Here is a 13,285-nt window from a genome sequence, read left to right as displayed (position 1 = left end):
TTAGCCAACATTTGAAATTATATCCAGAAAGAAAATAATCTACTATATACTATTAGTTTTTTGGATTATAAATAGCGGAATCCGAAAAGCTAATTTCAGATAGAGTAGGAAATGATCCAAATTTAAAAAAATGGAAGACACAATCACTTTAGAACAAACTACTACATTAAATTCAAGCACGCACATACATGATCCTGTTGTAGAGAAATTAAAAGTTATCCTCAATAATAATTCTGAAATGAGCGTTGCACTTTTGGCTTCTTTAAAACTTGCTAATAAATTAGCAAAAGAAAACTTAAATTCAGAACTTTATGATGCTATTAATAATGAATTTCAAGGGAACGGATGGCCTGTAACGATTGAGGCATATTATGATTATTTAGATTTGTATGTTCGCATGATACCTAATGAAAGTAATGATACTAATTACCCTAATGCATGGAAAAGTAATGGTCAACAAAATGGATACAACCAAAAAGTATACGATTTATTATGCCAGTTTTATTGGTTAGTAGATCAAAAAATACCAAGTACTAATCTTAGCATGCAAAGTTTTGATAGTTTTGCTACGTGGCTAGTTGATTTTGCTATAGCTTGGGGCAATTTTTTAGATACTAAACCTTCTTTAACAAAAGAAAGTTTACGATCGTTTAAATACGACCCTATGTATAATTATTACCTTTACTCTGATAATGAGAGTACATGGCACACTTTTAATAATTTCTTTTATAGAGAATTTAATGGTGCCAATCCTGAAACAGGAATAAGTCCTTTACGCCCAATTGCTGAGCCTAATAATAATAAAACAATTGTTTCTCCCGCAGAATGTACTTTTAAAGACATTTATCCAATTGATAAAACTGGAAATGTATTAGATAAGGATGGTGAAAAAACTAAAATTACCTTCAAAAAAACGCATACCATTGGTACTATTGATGAACTTTTGAATGATAGTAATTATGCCAAAGATTTTTATGGAGGAACTTTTGTTCATTATTTTTTAAGTCCTTTTGATTACCATCGATTCCATACTCCTGTTTCTGGAAAAGTTTTAGAAATTGACGCTGTACCTGGAAAAGTATATTTATCTGTTGATCTAACAGAGGATGGACAATGGGATGCTCCAGATAGTGCTACCGACGGTTATGAATTTACACAAGCTCGAGGTGTTGTTATTATGGATGCTGGACCTGTAGTTGGTAAAGTGGCTATAATTCCTATTGGAATGTGTCAAGTATCTGGTGTAGATATGTATACCAAACTTAAAGGAGAAATAGTACCTAAAGGTCAGGAATTTGGTAAGTTTAAATTTGGCGGATCTGATATAATTATGTTATTTGAAAAAGATCCGAGCGATTTATACTTCTTTAAAGAAGACCCAGGTCGTGTTCCTATTCATTTTCAATATGGGCAAACGGCTATATATTGGAATAAATAATACCTATTAAATATAAATAAGCAGGTTTTTAAACCTGCTTATTTTATCTAATTGTATATTATTTTTTTATACCATTTAAAGACTTTTTTTTTACAAAAAATCAGGTAATTACACCTATATAAAAGCCAAGTATTTCTCCCCTATTTTCACTTCAATTAAATTCCTAATTTTATACATATGAATAGTATTCAATTTGAATATTGATGAAAACGAACCTAATAAACCTTTTATGAAATCAACAAAAACGTTATTATTTTTAAGTATATTAATATCATTATATGCTTGCAAAAACGATTCAAAATTACAGGACAAAAATGCCGCAAAAGCTGAAGCTCCAGAGTATTCTAATAATACTGACCCCGAATGTGTGGCACCTGCCAATTGGTTTACTATAATAAATGGAACTCGTAAAACGCCTGCACCTAATGAAGGACCTACAAGTGCATTTGCAAATAACGATAGTGTAAACAATTGTGACTTTCACAAATGGTCTTGGCAAAAATTCCTTTACCTAACAAATGAGGTTAACGATCGTCCATTATTTCTAGATAATCTCATTCAAGTGTCTTCACATGGTAAAAAATTAGAACAAAACAAGGGTATCATTTTAACAGATACAGCGCAAGCAAGTTCTACTATAGATATATTAAAAACACCAAATTATTCATCGGGCAATCCACCATCTACCACTGTTTACTATTCTATACTTGTGGATACTCTTTTCTACGATACTATGATTAAATATGCTCCAATAGCAAAAAAAGATCCTTCTAAAATAAAGGATATAACATTTCCTGTAGGTGCATTAGAAGTTAAAACATCATGGATAAATGCCAATGCTTTAACAGATTCTAGTTCTTATTATATTACTGATGGTGAAATTAATGGTGTAAAAGCTAAAGTGGCACTTTTAGGAATGCATGTTGTTGGAATTGTTGAAAATCATCCTGAGTTTATTTGGGCTACTTTTGAGCACCAAACACTTGCGCCAAAATATGATTGGAGTAAAGCTACACCAACAAGCGATGCTCCTGTTACTAGCACTACAGACTATCCTTTTTTTAATAAAAATACTACTTCAACTGTTAAAAACATCACAACACAAAACGGTATTTATACAAACGTTTTTTCTGTTTATAAATATGGTGTACCGGTAAAGAAAGAAATAGAAGGTTCTTTTAATGTACAAGTTTATATGGAAACGAGTCAAGACGGTTCTCAAAATTTTAATAATATAAGAACAATAAACAAAAGTGTTAAAAGTCAATTAAAAGGAATTTGGAATAATTATTTCTACAACGGTTCTATCTGGATAAACACAGAAGGTTATGAAAGTACTCTAGCTCAGGCTGAACTATTAGACTCCTTAGGTGGTCACCTTTCTAATTCAAAACCTAAACAATTACCAAGGGGATCTGTTGCTGCATCTAACATTACTATGGAAACTTATGTTCAAGTGGGCTTTGCTCCTACCTCTATACATGCAACAACTGTTAACGATCTTGTTAATTGTTTTTCTTGTCACAATGCTTCATCTCATGGAAATCTTTCTCCTCTAAACATTAGTCATGTATTTACAGGTTATTTAGATAGCTTAAATGGCTTAAATAAAAAAGAAATAAAACAAAGACATGTTGATGAAATTATACAACAATTTATAATGCGCCAAAAGGCTAATAATTAAACATGACTAAAACTATAAAAAGCTCTTGAATCTAGATAAGTTCAAGAGTTTTTTTATCCCAATTGCGAGCACATAATAGAATTATTAGCATGATTGAATTAATAATAGACTCTTGTAAATTGAATTTAACTTTGGACGTAAAATTAATATCGTCTTAAATTTATTGCTTAGTAAGCTATATTTATACGCCTATTATCAAGAAATAAAATTATCTAAATTTTCTTCCCAAGAATATGTTTTATATTTAATAGTATAGCCTGATATATCTCTATTCAATTGGTTTTTAAAAATCGTTCTTACTCCCTTATCTCCTCCAAAATCTGCAAGATACCAATTAAATAATGCGGTTGTTTTTACTTCCTTTTTTTCATCATCAAAATTACTTTCTCCTTCTAAAAAAGATTGTGTTGCCATATCCAATTGGTTACTAATATTATCTACCGTGTAAAATGCAATTGGAGGACAGCTTTTGGCTCCGCAGTTTAAAGCAAAATGGATACGATAATCTAAACTTTTTACCATTGTATTTTTAATAATCTTAGTTCCAAATAATTTAGTAATCCAGCCTCTCGAATATTTATACTTATTTCGTCTTAAAATACCATGTTCTACATCATCTAAACTAAATTGTTTTTCTGCTATTTCAAAAAGTTTCTTTTTATAAATTGTAGGTTTTTCAATTTGTTTTTCTTTTCTCAAAATCAAAAAATAAGCATTATAAATATTAATCCAGAATGCTTTTTTATAATCGTCGTTTATTAAATACCTCATTAATACATTAAAATCTATTTTTTTTAATTGTAACCTTAAGGCTGTTGTGTCCTCTCCTTTTTTTACCGCTAGAAGAAGTTGTTCCGAAAGCATATTGAATTGCTGTGAATTCATCTGTATATTTATTTTTATTTAACCTATATATTGGTATTAGACGAAATTATATTTTTTTTTATAAAGACAAGCCTGAAATTCTTTCCATTTAAAACCCTACCTTCGCGCCTTATTTAGAAAAACCCAGCTATGAAACGTATTAATGAATACAAAAAATTATTTGCTATAGAACAAGACATGAGTTTAAAAACTTTAAAGTCTACCTATAGAAATTTAGTAAAAGAATGGCATCCAGATAAGTTTCAAGCGGGTGATGCTATGGCTATTGAAGCTGAAACAAAAAGTCGACAAATTATTGATGCTTATCATTTTTTAGTTAGTATAGCTCCAGAAACCAAGGCTTCTAACTTAGATGAATTCAACCAGACTATTACTACACCTATTATGGATTGGCAACATAAAGGTTTAGTTTTAGAAATAACATTTTTAGATGGTAATACTTATGAATTCTTTGGTGTTAACAAAGCTTTATATATTAAATTTTCTAGTTCTGATAAACTGACTCGTTTTGCTAAACGAAACATCTTTAATACTTATACTTATAGAAAAATTAAAAAGAGTGACGTAAAGGCTTAGTTTGTAGATTTATTATTATTTACTTAATGCCTTTAAAATACGTTCTTCATTAATTACAATATCTCTAAACAAGACATGCGGAAATTTCTTGTATTTTGATGTTTTAAACGCATCTGATATATTTAATAGCGTAGAAGCAGTTATCAAAGATAAATTCATTTCCGTGTCCATTTCACAATCTGTTACAAAATCATCACTAAACTCTGGTGCTACAAGTAAAATTTTCACAATGCGTAAGTCATTTTTAAGAGCTAAATTCTGGTAAGATTTTAATTGCCTCGAAACCGAACTAAATTTATTGTAACCTTTTTCTTTACTCGTTTTACACTCAACAATTATAATCTCGTTATTATCTAAATTTAAAAGAATATCAATCATATCCTTTTTCGTGTTTAATTCTGTTTTTAACACATCATCAACATTAAACTCTAATCCTTTAAAGATAATTTTTGTTAAATCTTCGAATTTTATTCCAAGTTCACTTTCTTTTACTATAATACCATTCTCTTTTAATAAATTCAGATTTCTATAAGCTACATTTTCATAATTTTCTAAGTACAAATTATCAACATCTTTATAATGTTCAAGAATATTTAAAATATCATCTCCTCGTTGTTTAATTTCATTATCCTTTATAAATTTAGTTAAATCATCTTTTATAACTAAATCTAAAATATCTCTTGGTTTAATATTGTAATCAAGTAAAAAATCTGCTTTAAGAACAAATTCATTCTGTAACTCGAATTGATCTTTAATTTGTTTATTTACTTTTGGTAAAGATTGATTTAACTCTAATAAAAGTTTATCAAACCCATCTAAGGAAATTCCTATTTTCTCATCTTTCTCAACATTTTCAAAATATTCAATTAGACTAGTAATTTTATCATCTAGAGTACTCCCTTTAAGATTACCTATACTTAATCCTTTTTCACATAACTCATTTAAAATTTTTTTCCTTTCTGTTAATGTACTTCCTTGCTTATAAATATCTTCTAAAAGCAAATTTTTAAAAGAAACACCTTCTTTAATTATTTCTTCAATTTTTTGAGAATAAGATAATTTTCTATCAATATTATGTTTCTTACTTATTTGATTTATTATTGGTTCTCTTAAAAGTTTTAGAGTTCTTCTATAAAATTTTTCAGCTACTTCCTTTTCTCTAATTCCTCTTAACATTCTTACCATTTCGTCTGCAACGTAAATAGTATTCTCTTTATTAGAATAAAAAATAACTCCTATATTTTTAAGACCTTTTATGACTTCTTGAATATCAATCTTTTTTATAGGTAGAATAGAATAGTTAATTAGCTTCACTTCTTCTTGAGAAAGTTCAAGTTGTTTTGCTAGTGTTAAAATTATTGATAGCTCGTCCGAAGTTATTTTTGTATCTCTATTATTATCAATATCATTATGATATGCTGTATACAAACACGATTTATAAATTTTATAATCTCTTTTCCTAGCAATACTTAATTCTGATTTGTCATTTTCAAAATCAGCTTTAAGTCCATTTATTCTGGTTTTTAAATGTTTAATTTCCTTTTCATAAAGTCTAGAAAACCAATCTTGTTTCATTATACAATTTCCATCTCTAATAATAATATCTATTAAAATATCTAATTGAGATGCAATTTCCTGAAATTCACATTTTATATGTTCTTGAAATTCGTTTGTAGTTAGAGTAAAAATCGTTGATATATTTTGGTTATCAACAGTCTTTAAACCTTTATCAGAGGAGCTTAAAATTTCATCAATTTTCTTATTATTCTTTGAGTTCTTAGATATAATATTATCAATTATTTTAATAAATGAATTCTTTTCTATTGAACCAAGTTTGTCTAATATTTTCTCTAATTTCATAAGTTTTATTTCAATATTATTGTTTCATTTATCTATTATAACTTACAGATAAAACATTATAACAAATTTAAAAGAATAATCCTACAAATCTATTATTAAAAACACTAATATTCAATTACTTTAAAAAAAAAACTACCAATCATTTATTCTTCTCTTCAATCCACTTACTCATAAACTTAGTACTTTGTAAACTGTGATGTTGTAACATTTGTCCTGTAAAATTATTAAGCCTATGTTTTGTAAGTTCTTGTTTAATACGTTCTATTCTGGAAATTAAATTTTGTTGATGCTCTTCTTTATTAAAACGCATATTTATTATTTCATACCCGTTTTGCTGCTTATCACTCCAAATCGATTCATCTGTATATAATTCTACAGCTTTATCTGCAAACGTTTCTGGATTGTCTTCTACAAAACCATTAGAATCTAGAACTCCAAACATGCCTTCTGCTGCAACCTTTGTCATAACACACGGTGTTCCATTTTTCATGGCATCTACCAATTTCCCTTTTAAACCTGCTCCAAACCTAATAGGCGCTAAACATACTTTAGCTTGCTGCATAACAACATGCACATCTTCTGCAAAACCCTTAATTAAAAAACCTTGTTTTTCATTATGCAACTGGTTTATTTTTTGAGAGGCATAGGCGCCATAAATGTGTAATTCGGCTTTTGGTAGTTGTGTTCTTATTAGTGGCCAAATGATTTCTTTTAAATACAATATTGCATTATAATTAGGTTCATGTAAAAAATTACCAATAGTTATAAAATGCTCTCGATTTTCAAACGTTGTTGTGTCTTCAATGTTTTTTTCTAAAAGTTCATCTAACATAAAAGGTACATAATGCCATAAAGCTTTATCTACTTTAAATTGATTTTTTAAAATATCTATTTCAACTTCAGAAATTATTAAACTTAAATCACTTCTGTATATGCTTGCTATTTCTCGTTTTGCAGTATCGTTAAACAAATATGTTGCATCAAAAGCTTTACCATTTTTAAAAGCTTGCTGCCTGCCTTTTCGTAAACTATGTAAATCTTCGGTATCTATAATGCGTATGGCGTTAGGGCAATGTTCGGCAACACGCCAGCCAAATTGTTCTTCCATCATAAAACGATCGAACATCACTACATTTGGATTTAGTGTTTTTACAAAATCATCAAAACTAGAATGGTTTAATTCTATAGCTACTTGAGTGATGCCAATATGTTCTAAATTAAAAGCATTATCGCTTTTAGCACATGGACTGGCAAAGGTTATTTGATAACTTCGAGATTGAAATGACTCAATGAGTTGCATCATTCTACTCCCTGCCGCAGAACTTTTAGGTTCTGGCCATACAAAACCTATTATTAATATTTTTTTTACCACGAATTCGCGAATGTTTTAATACTGAATATTATTATGTAATCCATACTCTATATTAGAAATAACTAACTGCTAAATGCTACTACCTAATACTCTGGTTCTTGTTCCAAACTATATTTTAATCGTACCATTTTTGCCCAATCGATAACGCTTTTAATTTGGGCATCGGTTAGTTTTGCTTCATTATGTGTCCATGTATAAGACTTTAATGGCATTGCTTTATCCTCGACCATTTCAATAAGCTCTTCAAATTTATGGTCTTTTCGCTTAGTAGAGTTTCCTTCCCAATTTGAGACATTAAAATGTTCTTTACCTTCTTTAACATGTCCATTTAACCAATAGTTTACTGGTGTAATGTTATTGTACCAAGGATATCTTGTAACATCACAATGGCAGTCGAAACATGATGCTTTTAAAATGATTTTCACATCTTCAGGTGGTGTCGTTTCGGCTATAAAAGATGCCATAGAAGCTAAATCTCCTTCATTTTTTTCTGGTTCAAAAAACTGAGCGATTATAAATGCGATTAACAATAAAATAAGTCCTTTTTTTATAATATACATTTTAATACTTTTATCGTATAAAAATAAGAAAATCGTTTTGACTACACCTGAACTCTATCAAGAATTAAGCTACGTAAATCACTCTCGTGAAAAACGGTTATATTATTCTAATTTAATGATAGATAACCCGCATTTAGTTCCTAAGTTATTAGATATTCTATTTATGGTTGATGACAAAATATCGCCACGTGCTGCTTGGGTATTTGAATTTATGTGCAGTAATAATATAAATACAATAGTTCCTCACCTCGATATATTCACTAAAAACCTACACAAGGTACACTTAGATTCTGCAGTACGTCCTGTTGCTAAAATTTGCGAACTTATAACTACTGCTTATTTCTCTAAAACAGATCATAAAATACAAAAAGCATTAACTAAAACTCATAAAGAGCGCATAATAGAAACTTGTTTTGATTATCTTATTAATGATGAAAAAGTAGCGCCTAAGGCTTATGGTATGGTTGCTCTTTTTTTATTAGGCACAGAATATGATTGGATTTATCCTGAATTAACACTTATTTTAGAACGCGATTTCCAAATGCAAAGCGCAGCTTTTAAAGCACGTGCCCGTCATATTTTAAAAAAGATTAAAAAAAATACTAGTTACTAGATAATTAAGGGGATTTAAACAAAAATACTTCTGCTTTCTGGCTTCGCACTTTTAACTTTCTTTCCTATCTTTGCAACTTCAAAAAAATCACTCACATATGTCATTATCAGCATTAAATGCCATCTCACCAATAGATGGAAGATATAGAAGTAAAGTAAACGAATTAGCACCTTATTTTTCTGAGGAAGCTTTAATTAAATATCGTGTTTTAGTAGAAATAGAATACTTTATTGCACTTTGTGAAATTCCGTTACCTCAACTTGAAACTATTGATAATGCTATTTTTGATAGCTTAAGAGCTATTTATAAAGATTTTTCTGCTGAAGATGCTTTAGCTATAAAGAAAATTGAAAGTATTACAAACCACGATGTTAAAGCGGTTGAATATTTTATTAAAGAAAAATTTGATGCTTTAAACTTATCTCAATATAAAGAGTTCATTCATTTTGGATTAACTTCTCAAGATATAAACAATACAGCTATCCCTTTAAGTATTAAGGAAGCTATGAATAATGTTTATGTAGGCGAATACCAAATTGTTTTAAACAAACTTAAAGATTTATCTAAAGATTGGGCTGACATCCCAATGTTAGCAAGAACGCATGGTCAACCTGCTTCTCCTACTCGTTTAGGAAAAGAAATTGAAGTTTTTGTTAAACGTTTAGAGGAACAATTTAATTTATTAAATGATATTCCTAGTGCTGCTAAATTTGGTGGAGCTACTGGTAATTTTAATGCACACCATGTAGCATATCCAAATATTGACTGGAAAGCTTTTGGAAGCAAATTTGTACAGGAAAAATTAGGTTTACAACACTCTTTTCCAACTACGCAAATTGAGCATTACGACCATATGGCTGCTTTGTTTGATGGTTTAAAACGTATTAATACTATTATTATTGATTTAGATCGTGATGTTTGGACTTACGTATCTATGGATTATTTTAAACAAAAAATTAAAGCTGGTGAAGTTGGTAGTAGCGCTATGCCACACAAAGTAAACCCTATAGATTTTGAAAATTCTGAAGGTAATTTAGGTATAGCAAATGCTATTTTCGAGCATCTTTCTGCTAAACTGCCAATATCAAGATTACAACGTGATTTAACTGATAGTACTGTATTACGTAATGTTGGTGTACCTTTTGGACATACGCTTATTGGTTTTAAATCTACTTTAAAAGGTTTAGACAAACTATTATTAAACGAAAGTAAGTTTGCCGAAGACTTAGAAAATAATTGGGCAGTAGTTGCAGAAGCTATTCAAACTATTTTACGTCGCGAAGCTTACCCTAATCCATACGAAGCATTAAAAGGGTTAACCAGAACAAATTCTAAAATTAATCAAAAATCTATTTCTAACTTCATTGATACTTTAGAAGTATCGAATACTATTAAAGAAGAACTTAAACAAATAACACCAAGTAATTATACAGGTATTTAAATAATATATTGAAATTCTTATTGAATAAATAAAATAGGCTAACACACATTTAATGTGTTAGCCTATTTTATTTCAAAAAGCATATAGACTTCACTCTACATGTTTCTTTTTTTAGTTAAAATTTTGACAAAAAAACAATATTCATCAGCTTTAACCTTAATTTAAACTATTAAATACGTTGTATATCGTTTTATTGATATTTTTGCTATATAATATACAATAAAAAAAGAATTAAAACGTATTACAGCAAGAACCATACAGGTAGCTAATTCAATATTGCATATGCTAAGTGACAAACAATCTTTAATACTTGCGAGTTTATTAACATGTGGCATTTTTATATTTGGAATACTAGAAATTCTTGACAACTTCATTATTTTAACTATTCTTACTACTCTTTTTTTAGCAATTATTATCAATCTAATTTATTCTAAATTTAAATCAAGAGAAACAAATAAAAACGAAACTATTTAAAGAACTCATCTTGACTTTTTCTATTTCCAAAAAAACAAAAATCAAGATGAGTTCAAAATAAAAAAAGCTACCAAATATCATAACATGAAAGCTTTTATGTTTTATCAGAAATACACTATCACTTAAAAAAGTTCATAATATCTTGTACTTTAGATTCATCAATATTCGATTTTTGTAAAACCTCTATTAGAGTTACCATTTTACTTGGGTTCATATCATCCCCTAATACTCTTACTATTCCAAAACCTAATTCTTTAGAATTCCCAAAAACAATAACCTCGTCTGCTATTTCTTCATCTCCAAGGTATTTAACAATTACCTTATTTCCTTTATCGTTAAATTCCATAAGATCATTATACTTACCATTACTTAAAATAGTTTCAACTTTTGCTAATTCGGTTTTTAATGTCTCATTATCAGTTTTATTTGCTTTATAGCCTAAAAAGTTTATTTTTTTAACCGAATTATAAGCGTCATTCTGTGCTTTTGTAAAATTAGATTTATCTATTTCTATCATTGTAAGCGGAAAATCTTGCGATATAAAATTTTTAGCTTCTTGGTTATCTACGTAATATTTCTGTAGGCTTGCTCCATCTGTACACGATGTAAAACTAACAGCGATAAATAAGATTAATATATATTTGATTGTTCGTTGCATGATTGATGTTCTTTTTTATTTACCTTTTTCTAAATGTTTACCTCCTGGAATATTCATCTTATCTGTAAGTTTAGAGATTTCATTTAAGTTAATATCTCCAGTAAGCGAAACAACTACTGTTTCTATTTTTCGTTGCTTACCATTAATTTCAATATTCTCTTTCATAACCTTATCTATACCGTTTACAAATATTAAAAGTTCTTTAACATGGTCTTCATCTTTTCCTTCTTTAACATAAAACTTAACCTCCGTGCCATCATCTTTAACTTCCATAAGTTCTTCTAAAGCACTTGAGCGCGATTTTACCCATTTTGCTATATCTGTAGATATTATTTTATTATCTGTTACAATAGTTTTAAAGCTGGTAATGCTTTTTACCATATCCATATAAGCTTTTGCTTCAGCATCTTCTATATTAATACCCATTTTTGCTATCATTTGAAACATTTTAGGCTTAATAGAGACATAAGTAACATCTGAATTATCATTATATTTTTCAAATATATTTTTTTGAGCCATTCCTGTTAATGGGACTAACATAATAGCCATTACAAATAGTGCTAATTTATTTTTCATTGCTTCTGTTTTTAATTTATTTATAATATTCATTATTTTTCTTTTTTTACTAGTTTTTAAAAATTATGCTTGTTGCATTTTCTATTTCGTTAAGATATCCTAATGTTGAAGTTCCTTTATTAACCTCATCTAGATACTTTACGGTTGAAACACCTTTATTAAAACGTTTAGAAATCATTTCTAATGACTTCGAAACCTCATTAAAAGCTAACTGAGGATCTTTAATAGTTCCTACATCATCATTAACTGGTTGTCCAAAATATATTCCCAACGTAATAATTGCTACTGCTGCGACAGAAATCCATTTATAATTAAAAATATTCTTAGTTTTTAATGGAACGTCTTTAGTGAATGTCTCTTGTTGGTTTACCAAAAAATACGCAAACATGGGCTTATACATCTCTAAATGTGGCGCTACGTTATTACTTAAAAAATAGCTTTTTAACTGCTGCTCTTCTTTTAGAGTTGTTTCTCCTTTCTCGTATTTTTTTAATAAATTTTCTATATTATTTAATACCATAATTATGTGTATTAGTTAACTTTTCTCTTATTGCTTTTCTTGCTCTAGACAAGTTTACACGTACTGCTGTATTATTCATATCCAACATTTTAGCTATCTCATCTAGATCGTACTCTTCTATATCTCGTAATTGAATTATTAATCGTTGTTGTTCTGGTAGCTCTTCTATAATTTTCGCAACCCAATCTACACTATCATTTAATTCAACCTGCTTTTGTAAAGATGTATTATTATCTTCATAATTACTATGTACAATCTTTAAATTTTGTGCTTGCTTTGACTTTAATTTATCAAAACAAAAATTCTTTGCCATGGTCATAGAAAAAGCCTCTATATTTTTATACTCCTGTATCTTCTTTTTGTTTTTCCATAGCTTTAACAAAACTTCTTGTGTTGCATCTTCGGCTTCCTCTCTAGAAATTAATAATCGTTTTGACAAACGAAATACTTTATCCTTAAAAGGCATGACAATATTTAAAAACTCACTTTGAGTCATTTTGTTTGGTTTGGTTAAAAACAGCTTAGTTATTGCTATTTGATATTACGACGAACAACCTTTTGGTTTGTTACATTAAAATTTAAATTCATTTAAAAATTCTACTAAACATATTGCTTTTACTAACATTAC

The 13,285-nt window shown here is 28.7% G+C and carries 13 protein-coding genes; 5 read left to right on the top strand and 8 right to left on the bottom strand.

Going from position 1 to position 13,285, the window contains the following annotated elements:
• Positions 1-130: 130 nt before the first annotated feature.
• Positions 131-1,438 carry a phosphatidylserine decarboxylase gene (locus A8C32_RS05315; protein ID WP_069829408.1) on the top strand — a complete coding sequence of 436 codons (1,308 nt, stop codon included), beginning with the start codon at positions 131-133 and terminating at the stop codon, positions 1,436-1,438.
• 229 nt (positions 1,439-1,667) lie between these two features.
• Complete coding sequence (locus A8C32_RS05310; protein ID WP_069829586.1) at positions 1,668-3,122, top strand: hypothetical protein; 1,455 nt, start codon at positions 1,668-1,670, stop codon at positions 3,120-3,122.
• Positions 3,123-3,317: 195 nt separating this feature from the next.
• Here the strand turns inward: A8C32_RS05310 and A8C32_RS05305 are convergent, their stop codons facing one another.
• Entirely contained in the window at positions 3,318-4,007 is a 690-nt protein-coding gene (locus A8C32_RS05305; protein ID WP_083253261.1) for a DUF547 domain-containing protein, read from the bottom strand.
• Between the two features lie 129 nt (positions 4,008-4,136).
• On the opposite strand from A8C32_RS05305, the gene A8C32_RS05300 reads away from it, so the two are divergent.
• The gene (locus tag A8C32_RS05300; RefSeq protein ID WP_069829406.1) at positions 4,137-4,583 is read left to right on the top strand and encodes a KTSC domain-containing protein; all 447 of its coding nucleotides are present in this window, start codon (positions 4,137-4,139) and stop codon (positions 4,581-4,583) included.
• Positions 4,584-4,598: 15 nt separating this feature from the next.
• Here A8C32_RS05300 and A8C32_RS05295 read toward each other — a convergent pair whose 3' ends face one another.
• From A8C32_RS05295 to A8C32_RS05285, 3 genes are all read right to left on the bottom strand, one after another.
• Positions 4,599-6,443, bottom strand: coding sequence for a hypothetical protein (locus A8C32_RS05295; protein WP_069829405.1), 1,845 nt, complete (start codon positions 6,441-6,443; stop codon positions 4,599-4,601).
• A 139-nt stretch (positions 6,444-6,582) separates the two neighbouring features.
• Entirely contained in the window at positions 6,583-7,815 is a 1,233-nt protein-coding gene (locus A8C32_RS05290; protein ID WP_069829404.1) for a glycosyltransferase, read from the bottom strand.
• 83 nt (positions 7,816-7,898) lie between these two features.
• Positions 7,899-8,375, bottom strand: a complete 477-nt coding sequence (locus A8C32_RS05285) for a heme-binding domain-containing protein (protein WP_069829403.1) — start codon at positions 8,373-8,375, stop codon at positions 7,899-7,901.
• A gap of 37 nt (positions 8,376-8,412) precedes the next feature.
• On the opposite strand from A8C32_RS05285, the gene A8C32_RS05280 reads away from it, so the two are divergent.
• Positions 8,413-8,988, top strand: coding sequence for an adenylosuccinate lyase (locus A8C32_RS05280; RefSeq protein WP_069829402.1), 576 nt, complete (start codon positions 8,413-8,415; stop codon positions 8,986-8,988).
• A 97-nt stretch (positions 8,989-9,085) separates the two neighbouring features.
• On the top strand, positions 9,086-10,429 hold the full coding sequence (gene purB / locus A8C32_RS05275; protein ID WP_069829401.1) for an adenylosuccinate lyase: 1,344 nt from the start codon (positions 9,086-9,088) through the stop codon (positions 10,427-10,429).
• A gap of 592 nt (positions 10,430-11,021) precedes the next feature.
• On the opposite strand, the gene A8C32_RS05270 is transcribed toward purB, so the two are convergent.
• Genes A8C32_RS05270 through A8C32_RS05255 form a run of 4 tightly spaced genes read right to left on the bottom strand, consistent with a single transcriptional unit; the run spans position 11,022 to position 13,153 of the window.
• On the bottom strand, positions 11,022-11,561 hold the full coding sequence (locus tag A8C32_RS05270) for a GFO_1091 family lipoprotein (RefSeq protein ID WP_069829400.1): 540 nt from the start codon (positions 11,559-11,561) through the stop codon (positions 11,022-11,024).
• A 15-nt stretch (positions 11,562-11,576) separates the two neighbouring features.
• A complete protein-coding gene (locus tag A8C32_RS05265) occupies positions 11,577-12,137 on the bottom strand; it encodes a DUF4252 domain-containing protein (RefSeq protein WP_069829585.1) in 561 nt (186 codons plus the stop codon).
• Between the two features lie 49 nt (positions 12,138-12,186).
• Entirely contained in the window at positions 12,187-12,657 is a 471-nt protein-coding gene (locus A8C32_RS05260; RefSeq protein ID WP_069829399.1) for a PG0215 family putative anti-sigma factor, read from the bottom strand.
• Positions 12,644-13,153 (bottom strand): RNA polymerase sigma factor, encoded by a 510-nt coding sequence (locus A8C32_RS05255; protein ID WP_069829398.1) that lies wholly within the window; start codon positions 13,151-13,153, stop codon positions 12,644-12,646. The genes A8C32_RS05260 and A8C32_RS05255 overlap by 14 nt, the downstream gene beginning before the upstream one ends.
• Positions 13,154-13,285: the final 132 nt, after the last annotated feature.

The sequence above is a fragment of the Flavivirga aquatica genome (assembly GCF_001747085.1).
GTDB lineage: Bacteria > Bacteroidota > Bacteroidia > Flavobacteriales > Flavobacteriaceae > Algibacter_C > Algibacter_C aquatica.
The sequence above is the reverse complement of the archived record's forward strand: the minus strand, read 5'-3'. Positions and strand labels throughout refer to the sequence as shown.

Excerpts from the sequence above, each read along its gene's own strand:
- A8C32_RS05315 (WP_069829408.1), top strand. The coding sequence starts at position 131 with ATGGAAGACACAATCACTTTAGAACAAACTACTACATTAAATTCAAGC.
- A8C32_RS05310 (WP_069829586.1), top strand. The coding sequence starts at position 1,668 with ATGAAATCAACAAAAACGTTATTATTTTTAAGTATATTAATATCATTA.
- A8C32_RS05305 (WP_083253261.1), bottom strand. The coding sequence starts at position 4,007 with ATGAATTCACAGCAATTCAATATGCTTTCGGAACAACTTCTTCTAGCG.
- A8C32_RS05300 (WP_069829406.1), top strand. The coding sequence starts at position 4,137 with ATGAAACGTATTAATGAATACAAAAAATTATTTGCTATAGAACAAGAC.
- A8C32_RS05295 (WP_069829405.1), bottom strand. The coding sequence starts at position 6,443 with ATGAAATTAGAGAAAATATTAGACAAACTTGGTTCAATAGAAAAGAAT.
- A8C32_RS05285 (WP_069829403.1), bottom strand. The coding sequence starts at position 8,375 with ATGTATATTATAAAAAAAGGACTTATTTTATTGTTAATCGCATTTATA.
- purB (WP_069829401.1), top strand. The coding sequence starts at position 9,086 with ATGTCATTATCAGCATTAAATGCCATCTCACCAATAGATGGAAGATAT.
- A8C32_RS05270 (WP_069829400.1), bottom strand. The coding sequence starts at position 11,561 with ATGCAACGAACAATCAAATATATATTAATCTTATTTATCGCTGTTAGT.
- A8C32_RS05265 (WP_069829585.1), bottom strand. The coding sequence starts at position 12,137 with ATGAAAAATAAATTAGCACTATTTGTAATGGCTATTATGTTAGTCCCA.
- A8C32_RS05260 (WP_069829399.1), bottom strand. The coding sequence starts at position 12,657 with ATGGTATTAAATAATATAGAAAATTTATTAAAAAAATACGAGAAAGGA.
- A8C32_RS05255 (WP_069829398.1), bottom strand. The coding sequence starts at position 13,153 with ATGACTCAAAGTGAGTTTTTAAATATTGTCATGCCTTTTAAGGATAAA.